Genomic DNA, 19488 nt, shown 5'->3' on the forward strand with positions numbered 1-19488 from the left:
ACAAAAATTTAATAATCAGGGGCAAGGTATGACGCGCAAAGACGGACTGCTGGCGTTGCTGGTGGTCGTGGTATGGGGACTGAATTTTGTGGTCATCAAAGTGGGGCTGCACAACATGCCGCCGCTGATGCTGGCCGGTTTGCGCTTTCTACTGGTGGCCTTCCCGGCGCTATTTTTCGTCGCTCGCCCAAAGATCCCGTTTCGTCTGCTGCTCGGCTACGGCCTGACCATCAGCTTCGGGCAGTTCGCCTTCCTGTTTTGCGCGATCAAATTCGGCATGCCTGCGGGGCTGGCCTCGCTGGTGCTGCAGGCGCAGGCGTTCTTTACCATCATTCTGGGCGCGTTTGTGTTTGGTGAGCGTCTGCAGGGCAAGCAGCTGGCGGGGATTACGCTGGCGGTATTTGGCGTACTGGTTCTGGCCGAAGCCAGTCTGAACGGTCAGCACGTGGCGATGCTGGGCTTTATGCTGACCCTGGCGGCAGGTTTGAGCTGGGCGTGCGGGAATATCTTTAACAAGCTGATCATGCAGCACGAGGCGCGTCCGGCGGTGATGTCGCTGGTGGTCTGGAGTGCGCTGATCCCCGTGGTGCCATTTATGCTTGCGTCCCTGATGTTTGACGGCCCGGCGTTGATGGTGAAAAGCCTGATTGAGATCGACCTGACCACCATTTTATCACTGGTCTATCTGGCGTTTGTCGCGACGATTGTCGGGTATGGCATCTGGGGTACGCTGCTCGGGCGCTACGAAACCTGGCGCGTGGCGCCGCTGTCGCTCCTGGTGCCGGTGGTGGGGCTGGCGAGTGCGGCGATTTTGCTGGGCGAAAAACTGACGACGTTACAGCTGATTGGCGCAGTGCTAATCATGGCCGGGCTGTACATCAACGTGTTTGGATTGCGTTTGCGTCGGACGACGCGAGTCAGGGGATGAAAAAAGCCCCGCAATACGCGGGGCAAAAACGAATCAGAGGTCGTGCTGATTGTAATACGGCACGCCTAATTCGTCGGATTTGTCGCTGCCCGCACCCATATGATTGAAATCATACGGTGATTGTTCGTGTGCGGTCGGCAGAATCATCGCGGTACGCGTGTTCTGCTGGTTAGCGTGAGTGGTTTGCTCCGCAAAAGTCTGGCCGGAGACCAGCACCAGTAAGGTGAGGGCGGCGGAGGCGATAAATTTCATGATTTCCTCGGTTACGTCTTAAAACAGGCGATTAGCAGTTACAGTGTGTTAGCGGATGCAGATAACGGGATTCACCGGGCATACTGGTGATTCGGTATTTGTGCGGCGGCACGTCGAAATAGTTCTTGAACGTGCGGGTCAGGGTCTGTTGCGATTCAAACCCGTAACGCTCGGCCAGATACAGAATCGGCTCGTTGCTCTCTTTCAGCTTCTGCGCAATTTCCGTCAGCTTGCGGCTGCGAATATATTGCCCTAAAGAATGACCGGTCTCTTTTTTGAACATCCGTTGCAGGTGCCATTTTGAGTAACCTGAACGCTCGGACACTTTCTCAAGTGAGAGCGGCGATTCCAGGTTCTCTTCGATCCAGTCCAAAATGCTATGAATAGTGATCGCGTCATTATTGCGTCTGGACATCGTCATACCTCTTTCTGTTTACGGCAGGATTTTCTTCAGCAAATGCTCAAGCGTGACCACTTCATCCGCCGTTAAGTTTTTTGTTAGTTCCTGGTGCAGGGTTTGTCCTACTAACTCATGACAACGTTCGCACATGGCCGCACCATCGCTGGTGAGCTGGACCAGTACGCCGCGTTTGTCATTGGGGTTAGGTCGCCTTTCAATCCATCCTTTGCAGACAAGACGATCGAGCATGCGCGTGAGCGCGCCAAGGTCGACAGAGAGCACCTTTTTCAGCTCAACCGGGGTGATGCACACTTCGCAGCGAATGGAGCACAGCACTTTGAACTGGGTCGCGGTGATGTCCATCGGAGACAGATAGTCGTTGAGCAGGCGATCTTTTTTCTGGTTCACCATATGAATAAGACGGCCCAGTGGAATAATTTCATTGAAGAGATCACTGGTGCTTTTCACAATGGTTGCCCTGGCAAGTAGTTTAGTCACGGCAGATATTATTGCTCAGGCAAGTATAAGTCAACCGAATGTAATGTCCGATGCCACGATTTGCTAAAACGTTTCATGAACTTTTTTTGAGCCTTTTAAAATCATAAACATAACGTCTGGTTATCTGTCTGCAGCGGAAAATACTGCTTACGTTCTCATCATGGCTGTGTCCGGCCATTTCACCGTATACTGTGAGGGTTGATTATGGATAAGGACGACAACGCACTATGGTGGAATTATTTCAGGCAATAGGACTTGGGCTGGTGGTGCTGTTGCCGCTGGCGAACCCGTTAACAACCGTGGCGTTGTTCCTGGGGCTGGCAGGGAACATGAACAGCGCCGAACGTAACCACCAGTCGTTAATGGCCTCGGTGTACGTTTTCATCATCATGATGGTGGCCTATTACGCCGGGCAGGTGGTGATGAACACCTTCGGAATTTCGATTCCCGGGTTACGTATTGCGGGGGGCTTGATCGTCGCCTTTATCGGTTTCCGCATGCTGTTCCCGGCGCATAAAGCGCATGAATCGCCGGAAGCGAAAAGCAAATCGGAAGAGATGGAGTCTGAACCTTCCGCCAATATCGCCTTTGTTCCGCTCGCCATGCCAAGCACGGCGGGGCCAGGGACGATTGCGATGATCATCAGCTCCGCGTCAACGGTGCGTGACGGCACGACGTTTTCGGCGTGGGTGGTCATGGTGGCGCCGCCGCTGATCTTCGCGATTATCGGCGTGATTTTGTGGGGATGTTTGCGCAGTTCCGGCGCGATCATGCGCTGGGTCGGCAAGGGTGGAATCGAGGCGATTTCCCGCCTGATGGGCTTCCTGCTGGTCTGTATGGGCGTGCAGTTTATTATTAACGGCGTGCTGGAAATTATTAAGACTTACCCTTGATTGCCCGGCGGCGCTACGCTTGCACGGGCCTACGTGTTTTGTAGGCCGGGTAAGCGCAGCGCCGCCCGGCAAAAAAACTACCCTCGATCCGTCTGCTCTTCCAGCGCCACCGGCCATTTGCGGAAGATCAGAATCGACCAGATCAACGCCGCCAGCGCCGGAATCGCCCCGAGATAGCCAATCGCCGACATCGAAAAATGCAGGCTGATTTGATTTCCCACCAGCGCGCCCGCGCCAATCCCTAGATTGAAAATCCCCGAGAAGAGCGACATCGCCACATCCGTGGCATCCGGTGCCAGGGCCAGGACTTTCACCTGCATGCCAAGGCCGATGATCATCATCGCCACGCCCCAACAAATACTCAGTATCGCCAGATGGGTTTCGCTGCCCGCCGCAGGCATCAGCAACACCAGGCACAGCATCAACACCCCGATAGCGCCGCTCACCAGCAGCGAAGCGTGTTTATTGCCCAGTTTGCCAAACAGGAGGCTGCCGATGATGCCGGCCCCGCCGAGGAGTAACAGCAGAACCGTGGCGAAACTGGCGCTAAAGCCCGCGACAACCTGCACAAAAGGTTCAATATAGCTGTAGGCCGTGTAGTGGGCGGTGACTACCACCACGGTCAGCAGATAAATGCTCATCAGCGCCGGGCGGCGGAACAGCAGCGGCAGACTCTTCAGCGAGCCAGAGTGTTCGCTCGGTAATTTCGGCAGAAGCTTGATCAGGCACAGCAGAGTGATCAGCGCCCCCATGCCGATGGCAAAGAAGGTGGTGCGCCAGCCGAAATACTGCCCGACGATACGCCCGATCGGCAGACCGAGCACCATCGCCAGCGCGGTGCCGGTCGCCAGCAGGCTCAGGGCCTGAGCGCGTTTTCCCGCCGGAGCAAGACGAATCGCCAGCGACGCCGTTATCGACCAGAAAATAGCGTGGGCAAAGGCGATACCGATGCGGCTCATCACCAGCACCGTAAAGTTCCAGGCGAGGAACGACAGTACGTGGCTGGCGATGAACAGCACGAAGAGACCGATCAGCAGTTTGCGCCGCTCCATCTGGCTGGTGAGCAGCATAAAGGGCAGGGACATCAACGCCACTACCCAGGCGTAGATGGTCAGCATGATCCCGACCTGCGCCGTTTCCATCTGGAAACTTTTAGCAATATCAGATAGCAAACCGACGGGGACGAACTCCGTGGTATTAAAGATAAATGCAGCGATGGCAAGCGTGACCACACGTAGCCACGCGACCTTGCGGGAAACCGTGTTCATTGTCATAGATATAGAGGGATTCGTTGCTGAAAAGATGAGAAGGCGATCTTAAAGCCTTCGCTGGCGAAAAGACAACCATTATGTGATGCAGATCTCATAATTTACCTTATCCAGCCCGTAGCGAAGGGCGTTGTTTTCCTTGAAGATAAGCAACAGCACAATAAAAACAGGCGGTACGACAATGCACGAAATTGATTTTTATCTGGTGGATGCCTTCACCGACAAAGCCTTTGGTGGGAATGCGGCCGCGGTTTGCCCGCTGGAAGAGTGGCTTCCGGACGAGACGCTGCTCAGCATGGCGAAACAACACAACCAGTCGGAGACAGCATTTTTCGTGCGCACCGACGACGGTTTTGAACTGCGCTGGTTCACCACGCAGTATGAGATCGATCTGTGCGGCCACGCCACGCTCGCGGCGTCGCATGTGATTTTTGAATACCTCGATTACCCGCACACGGAGATCGAGTTTTCGACGCGCTTTGTCGGCAAACTGACCGTCAAGCGCAACGGCGACTGGCTGACCCTCAACTTCCCGGCCTGGGCAAGTGAAGCTGTTGATAACGCGCCTGCCTTGCTGTTTTATTCGCTGGGCATCACCGCCGCAAAAGAAGTCCGCGTGGCGCGCGACTATATGGTGGTGCTGGAGAACCAGCAGCAGGTCGAAGCGATTGACCCGGATATCTCGGCGATGATCCCGCTGGATAAGATGGTGTGCATCACCGCACCGGGTGACGAAGTGGATTTTGTCAGCCGCTTCTTCTGCCCTGGCGAGGGCGTTCCGGAAGATCCGGTGACCGGCTCCACCCACAGTATGCTGATCCCTTACTGGAGCGAAAAACTCGGTAAAACCCAGCTGCAGGCTCGCCAGGTGTCGGCCCGCGGCGGCGATTTGCGCTGCGAGCTACAGGGCGACCGCGTGCTGATTGGTGGGCAAGCCACGTTGTACCTGAAGGGCAAAATCTTCCTGCGCCAGTAGGGGGTATATCCGCTTAAGATGCCCGCGATGCGGGCATTTTTCATTGTTTAGTGCGTTGGCTTACTCTGAGGGGAATCATCCTGTTTGCCGTATGAGATGATGCCTGAGGTGTCAATCTGGTCTTCGAGCTGTCGCAGGTCATAATCTCCCTGAAGCCGAAGCCAGAATTCTGGCGTGCTGCCCAGCGCGGCAGCAACACGAATGGCGAGTGCAGGCGTTAAAGCTGTTTTTCCGGCAAGGAGGCGGGAAACGGTAGCGGGAGTCACACCGATATTGAGCGCAAAACGGCGACCACTAACGCCCATGTCAGCCAAATCACGCGCAATGATTTCGCCAGGATGGGAAATTTTAAACTGTCTCATTAGTGATAATCCTCGTAATTCAATATGTATGCGTCACCGTTTATGAACTGGAACGTGATACGCCAGTTCGCTCTGACAGTGATAGACCAGCAGCCTTCCCGGTCGCCTTTTAGCGGATGTAACTTGTAAATGGGGCGATTTAATTCGTCAATGCTAGTGGCAGTGTCAATGGCCTGTAACCGGTCATTTATCCTGTCAGCGTCCTGAGCGGGTAACCCAGAAGTCACACCTTTCTCAAAGAGCTGCTTCAATCCTTTGTGTTTGAATGATTTAATCATCGTCAAATCCGTGTTACACGGCGTGTAACAATATACCGCCGTATTACACGCTCTGCAATATTGAGAAAGTCAGAGTAGAACCCAGATGGCAAAGTCTTTTAGATCTTCTGCGCCACATCCCAGATAAAGCCGAAGGGGTCCTGGACGCGGGCTTTCAAATCCCCCCAGAACATCTCCGCGGGTTCTTTCAGCACCGTCGCACCGGCCTGTACCATCTCACCGACCAGCGCGACGGCATCATCTACATAGAGATAGAAGATAAACGGCGTCGGAGTGCCGGAGGTTTGTGGGCTACTCAACTCCGAATCCCAGCCCTCCTGGTTAAGCGTGAAGTTGGTGCCGCGATAGCGAATACGGGCAAACAGCAGTTCGCCGTTTTCACCTTCCAGCTCGGCGATCGCCACCATACCCATCGCGCCCGTGTAGAAATCCACGGCCGCGCGGACATCCGCTACGTTGAGGGCGGTCGTCAGCCAGGTGAGCCCCATGCCTTCCCACGGGTGAGTGCGATTTTCAACGTTGTTAAACCAGTCCAGTTTTTTCATTTCAGTCTCCTTCTGAGGGCCGTTGTTGGCGAACGAAGGGCATAATAGCGCGGGTTAAAAATAAATACTGTATATAATTACAGTTACTCGCATTTTTGGCACTCTTTGTTGGATTATCCTCAAGAAAGATAAGTTAACAGTATGACCAATGGCATCGCGAGGCGGCTATGTTGATAACAAACAACAAAAGGAGCCTGCCATGTATTCCATTACCTCTGAATCTGCCTCTCATCCGGATATTCTGGCGCTGATCGCCGCTCTGGACCGTTATCAAACCGAACTTTACCCGGCGGAAAGTAATCATCTGATCGATCTCACCCAACTGGCGACGGGGTCGCTGCTGATGATGGTGATCCGTGATAACCAGCTCAATGCCGTGGGCTGCGGGGCGATTGTGCTCAACGGTGACGGCAGCGGGGAGATGAAGCGGGTGTATATCGATCCCACTCATCGCGGGCAAAAGCTGGGGGAGAAACTGCTGGCGGCGCTGGAGGACGAAGCACTGAGCCGCCACTGCCACACCCTGCGCCTCGAAACGGGCATTAAGCAGCAGGCGGCGATTCAGCTGTATGAACGCTGCGGATATCACGTTCGCACGGCGTTCCCGCCTTACGCAGAAGATCCGCTCAGCCTGTTTATGGAGAAGGCGCTGGTGGCTGACGTTCGTTTAGCAGTGCTATAAACGCCTCAAGCTGACGCGTCATCGCGCCGCGTCGCCACACCAGCCAGGTCGTGAGCCAGCGCCAGTTTTCCGCCAGCGGCCAGGCCTCGACCTGAAGATGCCCCGGCATGCTCTCCAGCATCGATCGGGGCATCAGCGCAATTCCGGCACCCGCAATCACGCAGGCGAGCATGCCGTGGTACGACTCCATCTCATGAATTCGCCCCGGCATCGCCCGGTCTGCATGAAACCAGCTCTCCAGATGCCGACGATAGGAACAGTTGGCGCGAAACGCGTAGACGTCGCGACCGCTCACCTGGGTGGCGCGGGTCACCTTTTCATGTCCGGCGGCGGCCACCAGCATCATCTCTTCCTGATACACCGGCATCCCGTCCAGCTCCGGGTGCGACAGCGGTCCGTCGACAAAGGCCGCGCTGAGCGTCCCCTCGAGTACGCCGTCGATCATCGTCCCGGAAGGGCCAGTGGAAAGCGCAAACTGAATGCGCGGATAACGCTGGTTAAACTGCGCCAGGGATTCAGGGATCCGCACCGCCGCGGTACTCTCCAGCGCGCCGAGGGCAAACAGTCCCTGCGGTTCGTCACCGGCGACCACCATCCGCGCTTCATCGACCAGGGCGAGGATCTGCTTGCTGTAGCGCAGGAAGTTATGCCCGGCGGGAGAGAGGCGCAAACGCTGGTTTTCACGGATAAACAACTCGACGCCCAGATCCGCCTCCAGCTGACGGATACGCGTCGTGAGGTTCGATGGCACGCGATGCACCTTCTGCGCCGCCTGAGTGATGCTCCCGGTCTGCGCCACGGCGTTAAACATTTCAAGCTGAGTTAAATCCATAGCATTCTCTTTTCGTGAATAAGTGAGTCAGTATTATTCATTTTTAAGAAATAGCAGAGTAAGCCACAATCAATCAACCCCTATGACGTGGAGAAGATTATGACTTATTCATCAGAGACCCATGCGCTGTCGATCAATCCGGCGACTGGCGAAACGCTTGCCGCTTATCCGTGGGCCAAGACGGCGGAGGTCGATCAGGCGATAGCGCTGGCGGATCGCGGTTTCCGTGAGTGGAGAAATGCAACGGTGGCTCATCGCGCGCAGAAACTTCGTGACCTCGGTTCGGCGCTGCGAGCGCGGGCGGAAGAGATGGCGCAGATGATGTCCCGCGAGATGGGTAAACCCATTTTGCAGGCGCGCGCCGAAGTCACTAAATCCGCTGGTCTGTGCGACTGGTATGCCGAACACGGCCAGGCGATGCTGGCGACTGAACCGACGCTGGTTGAAAACCAGAAAGCCGTGATTGAGTATCGCCCGCTGGGGCCGATTCTGGCGGTAATGCCGTGGAACTTCCCTCTGTGGCAGGTGCTGCGCGGCGCGGTGCCGATTCTGCTCGCCGGAAACAGCTATCTGCTTAAACATGCGCCCAACGTCCTCGGCTCCGCGACGCTTATCGGTGAGATCTTCGATGACGCCGGTTTCCCGCAAGGGGTGTTTGGCTGGGTGAACGCCACCAACGACGGCGTAAGTCAGGCGATTAACGATCGTCGCATCGCTGCCATTACCGTGACCGGGAGCGTGCGCGCCGGGGCGGCGATTGGTGCACAGGCGGCTGCGGCGCTGAAAAAATGCGTGCTGGAGCTCGGCGGGTCCGATCCCTTTATCGTGCTCAACGATGCGGATCTGGATCTGGCGGTGAAAGCGGCGGTGACCGGACGCTATCAGAATACCGGACAGGTTTGCGCCGCGGCCAAACGCTTTATCGTCGAAGAGGGCATTGCGGAGCAGTTTACCGAACGCTTCGTCGCCGCAGCGGCAGCGCTCAGGATGGGAGCCCCCGAGAACGAAGAGCACTATCTCGGGCCGATGGCACGTTTCGATCTGCGCGATGAGCTGCATCAGCAGGTGCAGGCGACGCTTGCTGAAGGCGCTACGCTGTTGCTCGGTGGTGAAAAAGTCGCGGGGGCGGGGAATTACTATCCGGCGACCGTGCTCGGGAATGTCACCTCAGAGATGACCGCGTTCCGTCAGGAGCTGTTTGGCCCGGTGGCGGCTATCACTATCGCGAAAGACGCAGACCATGCCCTCACACTTGCGAACGACAGTGACTTTGGCCTCTCGGCGACGATCTTCACGGCGGATCAACAGCGTGCCGATGCCTTTGCTCGCCAGCTCGAGTGCGGCGGAGTGTTCATCAATGGCTTCAGCGCCAGCGATGCGCGCGTGGCCTTTGGCGGGGTGAAGAAAAGCGGCTTTGGTCGCGAGCTGTCCCACTTCGGTCTGCATGAATTCTGCAATATCCAGACCGTCTGGAAAGACCGCGTGTAGTCAATTGAAGGCCTTCTCTGTGAAGGCCTTTGTCATTTTTGTGTCATGGTTCTGTCATTTAGGTTTCGTAGACTCGCACGCGTCTAACGTACTGTTACAGAAGAATATTATGAACCTAACGCAAATTTTTAGCCGTATTGCGAAGCGCCAGTTTGGTCTCCTGGCCGGCATCTTTTGTATTATCGGGCTCTTTTCCGCATTACAACTCTCCTCGTCGATTCTCCTGACCGCCTCGCTTCGCGACGCTCAACGCAACGAACAACAAAATCAGCTGGCGCAACAGCAGCAGAGCAAACTGGATCTGGCGCGCGTCTCGCTGCTGGCGGCAAGCGATCTGCTCAACCGTTCGGGCGTCTATTTTATGCAGGATAAAGAGACCGGCTCGGAGGGGAGCTGGAACAGCCTGATGGACGAAGCGAAAAAGGCGCTAAGTGCCTCGCAGCAGGCGTGGAATGCGTGGCTGGCGCTCAATCCGCCGAAAGACGACGCGCTGATCAACAGCTATCAGCTGTTCTACGGGGCGATCAACGAGCAGGCGGAAGGGCTGGTGAAGACGAATTCCATCGACGCCTTTTTTGCGGTGCCCGCCCAGGCGTTTCAGACCGATTTCAACGACAACTACGCGCGCTATCAGCTTGCAAGCGAGCAGCGGGCGGGCGACGGACGTCAGTCCCTGATGAACCGCCTGTCGGATCTGCAGTCGCTGTTCCTGCTGGCGCCGGTGGTGTTGCTCCTGATTGCGGTGGCCGTCTGGTTTGGGATGTCACGCTGGGTGATCACCCCGCTGCGCAAATTGATCGCCCATATCAATCAGCTCGCGGCGGGCGACCTCTCCGGTAGTGCGCCGCAGGTGAACGGCTTTAACCGTGAGATCGGCCAGCTAAGCACCAGTATTACGACTATGCAGCGCGGCCTGCAGCAGCTGGTCACGCAGGTGAGCGATGCTACCACTTCGATGGTGGAGAATATTGGCGAGCTGGCGGAAGGGAATCAGAAACTGTATCAGCAGTCCGCGCGTCAGGCCCAGGAGCTGAGCGACGTCACGGCGCATATCGCCACCCTGGAAACGCACGTAGAGGGCAATACCGGCTATGCGAAGCTCGCCAGTTCCCGCGCGGACGAGGCGCGCCAGACGGCGGCGGGCGGCGATATTATGATGTCCATGGTAAATGCGTCGATGCAGGCGATCGTCGAGCGATCCTCGGAGATGCGCGGGATCGTCTCGATGATCGACAGCGTGGCGTTCCAGACCAACATTCTGGCGCTGAATGCTGCCATTGAAGCCGCTCACGCGGGCAATCAGGGGCGCGGGTTTGCGGTGGTGGCGCGTGAAGTCGGGCTGCTGGCGAGAAAGAGCAGCCACTCGACGCAAACCATTCAGGAGCTGATCAATCACTCGCTGCAGGGCATTGAGGACGGTTCAAAAGCGGTGGTGAAACTGGAGAACAATCTCCAGCAGGTGACCGGGCTGGTGGCGAATCTGAGCAGCCTGCTGGATGACATCTCCGCGGCGACCCTGAGCCAGGGGGACAGCATTCATCAGATGACGCGCCAGTTGCAGGCGTTGAATCAGGTGTCGCAGCAGACCGACGTGCTGGTCTCGACCGCGTCGCAAGCCTCGCGTCGGCTGCATGATGAGTCCTATCTGCTGATGCAGGCGGTTTCGCGTTTTCGTCTTCCTGCCTGACGCGACACATTCGCCTCTGTTATACTCGCAGCCCGTTTTTGGCCTCCAGGCAAGGAGCAACATGTGGCTGCGGTCATTGATAATCAGATGCTGGAAGAGATTCTGGCCCAGGTTCGCCCGTTAATTGGGCAGGGAAAAGTTGCCGATTACATTCCGGCGCTGGCGTGCGTCAGCGGCAATAAGCTGGGCATCGCGATTTGTACCGTGAAGGGCGAGCTGTATCAGGCCGGTGATGCCGCCGAGCGCTTTTCGATTCAGTCGATCTCCAAAGTGCTGAGCCTGGTGGCGGCGATGCGTCAGTACGACGAAGACGAGATCTGGCAGCGGGTCGGAAAAGATCCCTCTGGTCAGCCGTTTAACTCGCTGTTGCAGCTGGAAATCGAGCAGGGCAAACCGCGTAACCCGTTTATCAACGCCGGTGCGCTGGTGGTGTGCGACATGCTGCAGAGCCGCCTTAGTGCCCCGCGCCAGCGGATGCTGGAGATTGTGCGCGAGCTGAGCGGGGTGTCGGATCTGAGCTATGACGCGACCGTCGCGCGTTCTGAGTTTGAACATTCGGCGCGAAACGCCGCCATCGCCTGGCTGATGAAATCCTTCGGCAATTTCCACAATGATGTCGCGACGGTCCTGCAAAACTATTTCCACTACTGCGCGCTGAAAATGAGCTGCGTGGAGCTGGCGCGTACCTTTATGTTTCTGGCCGATCAGGGCTTTTCCACCCTGCATAATCAGGCGGTTGTGACGCCGATGCAGGCGCGGCAGGTGAATGCCCTGATGGCGACCAGCGGGATGTATCAGAACGCCGGGGAGTTTGCCTGGCGCGTGGGGCTGCCTGCGAAATCAGGCGTGGGCGGCGGCGTGGTGGCGATTGTGCCGCACGAGATGGCGATTGCCGTCTGGAGTCCGGAGCTGGACGACGCCGGTAATTCGCTGGCAGGCGTGGCGGTGCTGGAACAACTGACCCAGCGACTGGGGCGTTCAGTTTACTGATGAACACGCTCGACGATCTGTTTGCCCGCCTGGCGCGTTCCACGTTTCGTTCGCGCTTTAAGCTCGGTCCGAAAGAGCGGCAGTATTGTTGGGACAAAGGGGCGGAGACGATTGATCAACATGCCGCCGATTTTGTGGCCCGTCGTCTCGCGGCGGCGACTCCGGTGAATGACGGCAAACAGACGCCGATGCGCGGACATCCGGTCTTTATCGCCCAGCATGCGACGGCAACCTGCTGTCGCGGCTGCCTCGCGAAGTGGCATCAAATCCCTCAGGGGCAGGCGCTCAGTGCAGAGCAGCAGCACTACATTGTGACGGTGATCCACCACTGGCTGGTGCTGGAGATGAACTCCAAAGGTTGATGGGTTATGCATGCCGGGCATGTATGTTATAGATACGTGCTAATCTTTTACTATTCCTGCTGATGACCGCGAAATAATTGCGCTAAGCGATTATATGGATTGATATTTGATGCGATCTTCCCTGACCTCCTTTAAGCCTTTTCTTCCCGACAATCCACTGCGTAACGCGGTCGGGATTTTCATTCTTACCACGCTGTTCTATTTTATCGGCGCGGAATTGCGTCTGGTGGAAGCGCTCTCACTGTTCTGGCCACTGAATGGCGTGATGGCGGGCGTTTTTGCCCGCTATGCTTATCTGAATCGCCTCCATTATTACGCGGTGTCGTATGTCGCGATGCTGTTGTACGACGCGGTGACGACCAACTGGGGCATCGCCTCGGTGGTGATCAACCTCTCCAATATGATGTTTATTGTCACCGTGGCCCTGCTGGTCACGCGGGACCGACGCCGTGGGCGCGCGACGCCTGACCCAATCAATGCGTTGCGCCTGTTTAACTTCTGCCTGCTCGCCGCATTGCTGTGTGCGCTGGTGGGGGCGATGGGCTCGGTCGGCATTGACAGTCAAACCTTCTGGCCGCTGTTTGCCGACTGGTTCAGCGAGCAGTTCTCGACGGGCGTGCTGATTCTGCCGTGTCTGTTAACGGTCAAAATCCCGGAGATTAAACATCCTGTTCGGGTAGATCATTTTATGCCGGTGCTGGCGCTGATCGTGTCGGTGGCGGCCTCGGTGGTGATCGGCGGGGCGGGCAGCCTGGCCTTTCCGCTGCCGGCGCTGATCTGGTGTGCGGTGCGCTATTCACTGCCCGCGACCTGTCTGCTGACGTTTGTGACGGGCGGGGTGGAGATCATCCTGGTGGCGAATTCGATTATTAATATCGCCGTCGCCGCGCCGCTCTCGACGCCGATGATGTTCTCTGCGCGCCTGGGGATTGCCACCATGGCGATTTGCCCGGTGATGGTTTCCGTGAGCGTGGCGGCGATCAACTCGCTTATTCATCAGGTCTCTCTGCGCGCGGATTACGATTTTCTGACCCGCGTCTACTCCCGTTCCGGCCTTTATGAAGCGCTGAAAAATGAAGAGTCCCATCGTCATCCGCGTTTTCTGACGGTGATGCTGCTCGATATCGATTATTTCAAAAGTATTAACGATAACTACGGTCATGAGTGCGGCGACCGGGTGCTGGCCGAATTCGCCGGTAAAGTGCAGCAGGAGGTCGGCGAAGATGGGCTGGTGGCGCGCATGGGTGGGGAGGAGTTTGCGGTCGTGGTGAATTCTGTCGATGCCCGTCAGGGATTTGAGCTGGCGGAACGCATCAGAGAAGCTGTTGCTTCGCATCCGTTCAGCTGGCGTCAGCAAACCCTGTTTCTGACCGTGAGTATTGGTCTCGGCAGTGCGAAAGCGGAATCCTGGCAGCTGACGGAGGTCTTTAATAAGCTGATGGCCGAAGCCGATGAGTATCTCTATCGTTCGAAAAAAGCGGGGCGAAATCGTACCAGTGCGCGTCAACCCGACGATCCGCTGGTCGCAGAAGTGCAAAAAAGTCCGGAGCAGGTGTAAACGCATCCACCCCAGGCGCAATGCGGTCTGGATGTTATCAAATTGCTGATAAATTGCTTGCTACGTATTTTTAAGCTCAATAAGATACCGGGGATAACACATCGGAAAAATCGCGTGATGAACGGAATTGATAAACTGAGTAAAAACCATCGCTTACCAGGGAGTCGTTTTGTCAAACGTATGTATCTGATGCGTATCCTTGGCACATTTCTCTGTTTTATTCCCATTCTCTCCGTCCTGATTGAGCATCAACGTTCAGTATGGCTAATGCTTTTGCTGGCCGTGAATGCCTTTGTCTGGCCAACGCTCGCTTTTCAGCGCGCCCGTCGTTCCTCTACGCCGCTGGCGGCAGAACATCAAAATCTGATTATCGATGCGGGCGCGGGCGGTTTCTGGATCGCCATGATGGCCGTGAATCCGCTGCCGTCGGTGGTGATTGCCACCATTCTGCTGGCCGACCGGCTTTCTGCTGGCGGTTTTGCGCTGATGAAGCGCGCGGCGATCGCGATGCTGGCGGTGTTTCTCGCCGCCTGGCTGCTGCAGGGCATGGCGATGGTGACCACCGTTTCTCAGCAGACCATGCTGGCAACGTTGCCGCTGATTGCTGTCTACATTATTGCCCTGAGCGTACTGACGGACAGTATTGCCATTCGTCTGCGGATCAAAACCCGCGAGCTGGAGCGGATCGCGATGATGGATCCGCTGCTGGATATTGCTAACCGTCGCCTGCTGGAAAAACGCATCGAGCACGAATTACATAAACTTCAGCAGGCCTGTCGGGAATCGGCGCTGATGTTTATTGATATCGATAATTTTAAAGAAGTGAACGATCGTTTCGGGCATAAAGTCGGGGACGCGATGCTCGCCTCCGTCTCCGAGATTCTTCATATCGCCACGCGTCAGACGGATACCCCGGCGCGCCTCGGGGGCGATGAGTTTGTGATCCTGCTTCCGGATACCACCATCGAAGAGGCCCACGTGGTCGCGTCGCGCATTATGGAAGCCGCCGCGGTGATGGAAGATGTGGCGCAAGAAACCGTCAATTGTACGCTGAGTATCGGCATCGCCGGGGCCACCCGCGAGATGTTAAACGTGACCGACTGGCTGCAGGCGGCGGACAACGCGTTATATCAGGCCAAGCGCGGCGGTAAAAATCGAATTTTCGGCCACTGAAAAGTTTCCTGTTTAGGCTAAGCTATTAAAAAAGCTCAGTGTCAGGAGACATTATGAAAGCGCCCGCGATCCCGGCTAATGAATCAGACCGTCTGCTGTCTCTGCATGATTCCGGGCTTCTGGAGTCGAACAACCATCAGCCTTATGACCGCATCACCCGCCTGGCGAAGCGGATCTTTAACGTTTCGCTGGCGAGGATTAACCTCATCGACGAACGCTCGCTGGTGGCGCTTTCGGTAGAGGGGGCAGCCGCGTCCGTCGTGCCGCGTAGCCACTCGTTATGCGGCCACACGCTGCTCAATAACGCGCCGCTGGTGGTGCCAGATACCCGCAATGATACCCGTTTTGCCGATAACCCGCTGGTCGCGGGCCAGTCAAAAGTGCGCTTCTACGCCGGATATCCTCTGCGTTTACCCGACGGTTCCATTGCCGGAACCCTTTGCCTGCTTGATGAGTCTCCGCGAGAGTTCAGCCCGGGGGATATGACCGCCCTGAGCGATCTGGCTGCGCTGGCGGAAGACGAATTCGCCGCTGCCTGTGCGGCCACCACCGACGAGTTGACCGGGCTGTTTAACCGGCGCGGGTTCAATCAGTTTGCGGCCTTTGCTTTATCCGGTGCCCGCCGACGGGCAGAGCCCTTAACGCTGGCGTGGATGGATCTCGACCGGTTCAGACAAATCAACGACCGCTATGGCCACGCGGAGGGCGACGTGGCGCTCAAAGCGATGACCGAACTGATGCGCGCCTCATTTCGCGAAGCGGACCTGCTGGTGCGCTACGGCGGCGATGAATTCGCGGTCCTGTTTGCGGATACGGACGAGCAGGGCGCGTGGATTGCGATGCAATACCTCAACGAGCAGGTGGCAGAGTACAATCAGCGCGGGCTGCATCCCTGGAGCCTGACGTTTTCCTGGGGCGTTTGCGAATTCGATCATCAGCAAAATGATTTGAAGCGCTGGCTGCAGATCGCCCACGACAAAATCCTCGCCATGAAACAGCAGTACGGTGTCGGGGGCTAACATCATAAAAGCCTATGAGAGCCGCTCTTGCGTTAAATAATTGTTAAGGGCAATCTGAGGCGGTCACTTTACAAGGAAATCCCATGACCGCCTCCCTGCGCATTTACTCCCTTTCTCGGGACGACATTCTTCTTCATCTCGATTTGCTGGCTGAGATCCTCGAAAACTGCGTTAACGGCGGGGCGTCGGTGAGTTTTATGCTGCCTTTAACGCGCGAGAAATCCCGCCAGTTCTGGCAAGGCGTCGCGGAAAGCGTCGGTCGAGTGGAGCGCACCGTGCTGGCCTGTCGCGATGAGAGCGGGGAGTTTTTGGGTACCGTGCAACTCATTACCGATCAGCCGGAAAACCAGCCGCACCGGGCCGATGTCGCCAAACTGTTGGTGCATGAAAAAGCCCGTCGTCGCGGGGTGGCGATGGCGCTGATGGAAGCCCTGGAAGCGGTCGCTGTGGAGCAGGGGAAAAAGGTGCTGGTCCTCGACACCGCAACGGGCAGCGGGGCGGAGACCTTTTATCAGCGTGCGGGCTGGCAAAAAGTGGGCGAGATCCCGCGCTATGCCCTGATGCCGGACGGCGAAATGACCGCCACCTCGGTGTTCTATAAGTTTTTATAATATTTTTCACCATTTCGTCATGAGTTGATCAAAACAGGGTTTCATGGTCGGAAAGTTTGATAAGTTATTGGACCAATCTTATCGGGCTGTATGACTAATTAAAAAAGGAACCCCTTGTGAACACACTCAATCGTCGTGATTTTCCCGGTGCTCTCTATCCTGAACGTATCATCCAGTTCGGTGAAGGTAACTTTTTACGTGCGTTTATCGACTGGCAAATTGACCTGTTGAATGAGCACACCGACCTGAATTCCGGGGTGGTGATCGTCCGCCCCATCCAGAGCGATTTCCCGCCATCACTTAGCACGCAGGACGGTCTGTACACCACAATTATTCGTGGCCTGAATGAGAAAGGCGAAGCGGTCAGCGACGCGCGCCTTATCCGCTCTGTGAACCGCGAGATCAGCGTCTACAGCCAGTACGACGAATTCCTCAAGCTCGCGCATAATCCGGAGATGCGCTTTGTCTTCTCCAACACCACCGAAGCGGGTATCAGCTATCACGCCGATGACAAATTCGACGACGCGCCAGCGGTGAGTTATCCGGCAAAACTGACTCGTCTGCTGTTCGAGCGTTTCAGCCATTTCAACGGCGCAGCCGATAAAGGCTGGGTGATTATTCCGTGCGAACTCATTGATTATAATGGTGATACGCTGCGTGAACTGGTGCTGCGCTATGCGCAGGAGTGGGCGCTCCCGGCGGCCTTTACCCAATGGCTGAACGACGCCAACAGCTTCTGTTCCACTCTCGTCGACCGCATTGTGACGGGCTATCCGCGTGATGAAGTGGCAGCCCTCGAAACCGAACTGGGCTATCACGATGGCTTCCTCGATACCGCCGAACACTTCTATCTGTTTGTGATTCAGGGGCCAAAATCTCTGGCAGCCGAGCTGCGCCTGGATAAATTCCCGCTTAACGTGCTGATTGTTGACGATATTAAGCCGTACAAAGAGCGCAAAGTGGCGATCCTCAACGGCGCGCACACGGCGCTGGTGCCGGTTGCTTTCCAGGCGGGGCTGGATACGGTCGGTGAAGCGATGAACGATGCGGAAGTCTGCGCATTCGTCGAGAAGGCCATCTACCAGGAAATCATCCCGGTACTGGATCTGCCGAAAGACGAGCTGGAATCCTTCGCCAGTGCGGTGACGGGGCGCTTCCGTAATCCGTACATCAAACATCAGCTGCTGTCGATCGCGCTGAACGGCATGACGAAGTACCGCACCCGTATCCTGCCGCAGCTGCTGGCAGGGCAGAAGGCCACCGGTAAACTGCCTGCGCGACTGACCTTTGCACTGGCGGCGCTGATGGCGTTTTATCGCGGGGAGCGTAACGGTGAAAGCTATCCGGTTCAGGATGATGCTCACTGGCTGGAACGTTTCCAGCAGCTGTGGACTCAACACCACGATAAACAGATCAGCACCAGCGAGTTGGTCAAAGCGGTTCTCAGCGTCACTGAACACTGGGAGCAGGATCTGACAAAAGTGAGCGGATTGGTAGAACAAGTTACTCTGGATCTGGATGCGATTCTGCTGCAGGGGATGCGCGCGGCCGTTAAACCGCTGTGCTAATAACGACTCCCGGCTCCGGCCGGGTTTTGTTTAAACACATAATAGTTACAACATACTATGAATCCCGTTTTTTTAAATTACACTTCGGCATCGTGCGCTTTTTGTCTGGCAGTGAGAAAAGGGGCAGCAATTCCGTAACAAGCTTGCAACCGTGACGGCGATCACGTTTAATAGTCGCGCTCTTTATTGACCTGAAGCTGACTATGATTGTTCGTCCTCAACAGCACTGGCTGCGCCTGATTTTTGTCTGGCACGGTTCCGTTCTGTCTAAAATCTTTACCCGGTTGTTCCTTAACTTCCTGTTATCCATCGCTGTTATCGTGATGTTGCCGTGGTACTCATCGCTCGGTATCAAACTGACCGTTGCACCGTTCAGCATTCTCGGTGTGGCCATCGCGATCTTCCTCGGCTTTCGCAATAACGCTTGTTATTCGCGCTACGTCGAGGCTCGCCAGCTTTGGGGGCAACTGATGATAGCGTCACGCTCGCTATTTCGCGAGGTGAAAAACACGCTTCCGGACGATCCGCACCTGAATGAGTTTGTGCGCCTGCAAATTGCGTTCGCCCATTGCCTGCGAATGACCCTCAGAAAACAGCCGCAGGCGGACCAGCTTGCACGCTATCTCTCCCCGGCGCATCTGAAAGCGGTGATGAGTTCAAACTCGCCGTCGAATTGCATTTTACTGATCATGGGTGAGTGGCTGGCCGTTCGCCGCCGGGAAGGGCATTTGTCGGATATTCTGTTCCACAGCCTCAATAACCGTCTTAACGATATGTCGGTGGTGCTGGCCGGTTGCGAGCGCATCGCGAATACGCCGGTGCCGTTTGCTTACACCCTGATTTTGCACCGCACCGTTTATCTTTTCTGCATCATGCTGCCCTTTGCCCTGGTGGTCGATCTGCACTACATGACGCCGTTTGTCTCGGTGCTGATCTCCTACACCTTTATTTCTCTCGATGCGCTGGCAGAAGAGCTGGAAGAACCTTTCGGTACGGAAAATAACGACTTGCCGCTGGACGCCATCTGTAATGCCATGGAGATCGATCTGCTGCAGATGAACGACGAGCCGGAAATCCCAGCCCGCGTGTTACCGGACAGACATTACCAGCTCACGTAA

General features: G+C 56.3%; 22 protein-coding genes. 14 read left to right on the forward strand and 8 right to left on the reverse strand.

Annotation, left to right across the window (positions count from 1 at the left end; translation table 11 throughout):
• The first annotated feature begins 28 nt into the window (after positions 1-28).
• Positions 29-928, forward strand: coding sequence for an O-acetylserine/cysteine exporter (eamA, locus tag U9O48_RS11310; RefSeq protein ID WP_282495265.1), 900 nt, complete (start codon positions 29-31; stop codon positions 926-928).
• Between the two features lie 33 nt (positions 929-961).
• On the opposite strand, the gene marB is transcribed toward eamA, so the two are convergent.
• From marB to marR, 3 genes are read right to left on the reverse strand one after another with little or no spacing between them, the layout of a single operon-like run.
• Positions 962-1180 carry a multiple antibiotic resistance protein MarB gene (marB, locus tag U9O48_RS11315; RefSeq protein ID WP_282495264.1) on the reverse strand — a complete coding sequence of 73 codons (219 nt, stop codon included), beginning with the start codon at positions 1178-1180 and terminating at the stop codon, positions 962-964.
• Between the two features lie 31 nt (positions 1181-1211).
• Positions 1212-1595, reverse strand: coding sequence for an MDR efflux pump AcrAB transcriptional activator MarA (marA, locus tag U9O48_RS11320; protein WP_146052590.1), 384 nt, complete (start codon positions 1593-1595; stop codon positions 1212-1214).
• A gap of 18 nt (positions 1596-1613) precedes the next feature.
• Complete coding sequence (gene marR / locus U9O48_RS11325; protein WP_100780183.1) at positions 1614-2048, reverse strand: multiple antibiotic resistance transcriptional regulator MarR; 435 nt, start codon at positions 2046-2048, stop codon at positions 1614-1616.
• A gap of 257 nt (positions 2049-2305) precedes the next feature.
• Here marR and U9O48_RS11330 point away from each other — a divergent pair, with 257 nt between their 5' ends.
• Positions 2306-2971, forward strand: a complete 666-nt coding sequence (locus tag U9O48_RS11330) for a MarC family NAAT transporter (RefSeq protein WP_282495263.1) — start codon at positions 2306-2308, stop codon at positions 2969-2971.
• Positions 2972-3048: 77 nt separating this feature from the next.
• On the opposite strand, the gene U9O48_RS11335 is transcribed toward U9O48_RS11330, so the two are convergent.
• Positions 3049-4245: a sugar transporter gene (locus tag U9O48_RS11335; protein WP_324724343.1), complete on the reverse strand. Its 1197-nt coding sequence runs from the start codon at positions 4243-4245 to the stop codon at positions 3049-3051.
• A gap of 175 nt (positions 4246-4420) precedes the next feature.
• Between U9O48_RS11335 and U9O48_RS11340 the strand changes: the two genes are divergently transcribed.
• On the forward strand, positions 4421-5215 hold the full coding sequence (locus U9O48_RS11340; RefSeq protein WP_285150482.1) for a PhzF family phenazine biosynthesis protein: 795 nt from the start codon (positions 4421-4423) through the stop codon (positions 5213-5215).
• 47 nt (positions 5216-5262) lie between these two features.
• Here the strand turns inward: U9O48_RS11340 and U9O48_RS11345 are convergent, their stop codons facing one another.
• From U9O48_RS11345 to U9O48_RS11355, 3 genes are all read right to left on the reverse strand, one after another.
• Entirely contained in the window at positions 5263-5577 is a 315-nt protein-coding gene (locus U9O48_RS11345; RefSeq protein WP_285150483.1) for a HigA family addiction module antitoxin, read from the reverse strand.
• Positions 5577-5855 (reverse strand): type II toxin-antitoxin system RelE/ParE family toxin, encoded by a 279-nt coding sequence (locus U9O48_RS11350; protein ID WP_285150484.1) that lies wholly within the window; start codon positions 5853-5855, stop codon positions 5577-5579. The genes U9O48_RS11345 and U9O48_RS11350 overlap by 1 nt, the downstream gene beginning before the upstream one ends.
• 98 nt (positions 5856-5953) lie before the next feature.
• Complete coding sequence (locus U9O48_RS11355; protein ID WP_285144486.1) at positions 5954-6400, reverse strand: VOC family protein; 447 nt, start codon at positions 6398-6400, stop codon at positions 5954-5956.
• A 199-nt stretch (positions 6401-6599) separates the two neighbouring features.
• On the opposite strand from U9O48_RS11355, the gene U9O48_RS11360 reads away from it, so the two are divergent.
• Positions 6600-7082: a GNAT family N-acetyltransferase gene (locus tag U9O48_RS11360; protein ID WP_324724344.1), complete on the forward strand. Its 483-nt coding sequence runs from the start codon at positions 6600-6602 to the stop codon at positions 7080-7082.
• Here the strand turns inward: U9O48_RS11360 and ptrR are convergent.
• Positions 7036-7914 carry a putrescine utilization regulator PtrR gene (ptrR, locus tag U9O48_RS11365; RefSeq protein WP_285150487.1) on the reverse strand — a complete coding sequence of 293 codons (879 nt, stop codon included), beginning with the start codon at positions 7912-7914 and terminating at the stop codon, positions 7036-7038. The two genes, U9O48_RS11360 and ptrR, sit on opposite strands and share 47 nt — an antisense overlap.
• A 99-nt stretch (positions 7915-8013) precedes the next feature.
• Between ptrR and sad the strand changes: the two genes are divergently transcribed.
• From sad to U9O48_RS11415, 10 genes are all read left to right on the forward strand, one after another.
• On the forward strand, positions 8014-9402 hold the full coding sequence (gene sad / locus U9O48_RS11370; protein ID WP_324724345.1) for a succinate-semialdehyde dehydrogenase: 1389 nt from the start codon (positions 8014-8016) through the stop codon (positions 9400-9402).
• A gap of 109 nt (positions 9403-9511) precedes the next feature.
• On the forward strand, positions 9512-11089 hold the full coding sequence (locus tag U9O48_RS11375) for a methyl-accepting chemotaxis protein (RefSeq protein ID WP_324724346.1): 1578 nt from the start codon (positions 9512-9514) through the stop codon (positions 11087-11089).
• A gap of 63 nt (positions 11090-11152) precedes the next feature.
• The gene (gene glsB, locus U9O48_RS11380) at positions 11153-12079 is read left to right on the forward strand and encodes a glutaminase B (protein WP_324724347.1); all 927 of its coding nucleotides are present in this window, start codon (positions 11153-11155) and stop codon (positions 12077-12079) included.
• Positions 12079-12441, forward strand: coding sequence for a DUF4186 domain-containing protein (locus U9O48_RS11385; protein ID WP_324724348.1), 363 nt, complete (start codon positions 12079-12081; stop codon positions 12439-12441). Before glsB ends, U9O48_RS11385 begins: the two co-directional genes overlap by 1 nt.
• A gap of 109 nt (positions 12442-12550) precedes the next feature.
• Positions 12551-13999: a diguanylate cyclase gene (locus tag U9O48_RS11390; protein ID WP_324724349.1), complete on the forward strand. Its 1449-nt coding sequence runs from the start codon at positions 12551-12553 to the stop codon at positions 13997-13999.
• Positions 14000-14179: 180 nt separating this feature from the next.
• Positions 14180-15172, forward strand: coding sequence for a diguanylate cyclase (locus tag U9O48_RS11395; protein ID WP_324724397.1), 993 nt, complete (start codon positions 14180-14182; stop codon positions 15170-15172).
• Positions 15173-15225: 53 nt separating this feature from the next.
• A complete protein-coding gene (locus tag U9O48_RS11400) occupies positions 15226-16191 on the forward strand; it encodes a sensor domain-containing diguanylate cyclase (RefSeq protein WP_285144478.1) in 966 nt (321 codons plus the stop codon).
• Between the two features lie 83 nt (positions 16192-16274).
• Positions 16275-16802, forward strand: coding sequence for a GNAT family N-acetyltransferase (locus U9O48_RS11405; protein ID WP_324724350.1), 528 nt, complete (start codon positions 16275-16277; stop codon positions 16800-16802).
• 116 nt (positions 16803-16918) lie between these two features.
• Complete coding sequence (locus U9O48_RS11410; protein WP_324724352.1) at positions 16919-18370, forward strand: tagaturonate reductase; 1452 nt, start codon at positions 16919-16921, stop codon at positions 18368-18370.
• 203 nt (positions 18371-18573) lie between these two features.
• Entirely contained in the window at positions 18574-19488 is a 915-nt protein-coding gene (locus tag U9O48_RS11415; RefSeq protein WP_324724353.1) for a bestrophin family protein, read from the forward strand.

Source organism: Lelliottia sp. JS-SCA-14 (assembly GCF_035593345.1).
GTDB classification, from domain to species: domain Bacteria; phylum Pseudomonadota; class Gammaproteobacteria; order Enterobacterales; family Enterobacteriaceae; genus Enterobacter; species Enterobacter wanjuensis.

Bases quoted from the DNA above. Each gene is read 5' to 3' on its own strand.
- eamA (WP_282495265.1), top strand. From the start codon at position 29: ATGACGCGCAAAGACGGACTGCTGGCGTTGCTGGTGGTCGTGGTATGG.
- marB (WP_282495264.1), bottom strand. From the start codon at position 1,180: ATGAAATTTATCGCCTCCGCCGCCCTCACCTTACTGGTGCTGGTCTCC.
- marA (WP_146052590.1), bottom strand. From the start codon at position 1,595: ATGTCCAGACGCAATAATGACGCGATCACTATTCATAGCATTTTGGAC.
- U9O48_RS11330 (WP_282495263.1), top strand. From the start codon at position 2,306: ATGGTGGAATTATTTCAGGCAATAGGACTTGGGCTGGTGGTGCTGTTG.
- U9O48_RS11335 (WP_324724343.1), bottom strand. From the start codon at position 4,245: ATGACAATGAACACGGTTTCCCGCAAGGTCGCGTGGCTACGTGTGGTC.
- U9O48_RS11340 (WP_285150482.1), top strand. From the start codon at position 4,421: ATGCACGAAATTGATTTTTATCTGGTGGATGCCTTCACCGACAAAGCC.
- U9O48_RS11345 (WP_285150483.1), bottom strand. From the start codon at position 5,577: ATGAGACAGTTTAAAATTTCCCATCCTGGCGAAATCATTGCGCGTGAT.
- U9O48_RS11350 (WP_285150484.1), bottom strand. From the start codon at position 5,855: ATGATTAAATCATTCAAACACAAAGGATTGAAGCAGCTCTTTGAGAAA.
- U9O48_RS11355 (WP_285144486.1), bottom strand. From the start codon at position 6,400: ATGAAAAAACTGGACTGGTTTAACAACGTTGAAAATCGCACTCACCCG.
- U9O48_RS11360 (WP_324724344.1), top strand. From the start codon at position 6,600: ATGTATTCCATTACCTCTGAATCTGCCTCTCATCCGGATATTCTGGCG.
- ptrR (WP_285150487.1), bottom strand. From the start codon at position 7,914: ATGGATTTAACTCAGCTTGAAATGTTTAACGCCGTGGCGCAGACCGGG.
- sad (WP_324724345.1), top strand. From the start codon at position 8,014: ATGACTTATTCATCAGAGACCCATGCGCTGTCGATCAATCCGGCGACT.
- U9O48_RS11375 (WP_324724346.1), top strand. From the start codon at position 9,512: ATGAACCTAACGCAAATTTTTAGCCGTATTGCGAAGCGCCAGTTTGGT.
- U9O48_RS11385 (WP_324724348.1), top strand. From the start codon at position 12,079: ATGAACACGCTCGACGATCTGTTTGCCCGCCTGGCGCGTTCCACGTTT.
- U9O48_RS11390 (WP_324724349.1), top strand. From the start codon at position 12,551: ATGCGATCTTCCCTGACCTCCTTTAAGCCTTTTCTTCCCGACAATCCA.
- U9O48_RS11395 (WP_324724397.1), top strand. From the start codon at position 14,180: ATGTATCTGATGCGTATCCTTGGCACATTTCTCTGTTTTATTCCCATT.
- U9O48_RS11400 (WP_285144478.1), top strand. From the start codon at position 15,226: ATGAAAGCGCCCGCGATCCCGGCTAATGAATCAGACCGTCTGCTGTCT.
- U9O48_RS11405 (WP_324724350.1), top strand. From the start codon at position 16,275: ATGACCGCCTCCCTGCGCATTTACTCCCTTTCTCGGGACGACATTCTT.
- U9O48_RS11415 (WP_324724353.1), top strand. From the start codon at position 18,574: ATGATTGTTCGTCCTCAACAGCACTGGCTGCGCCTGATTTTTGTCTGG.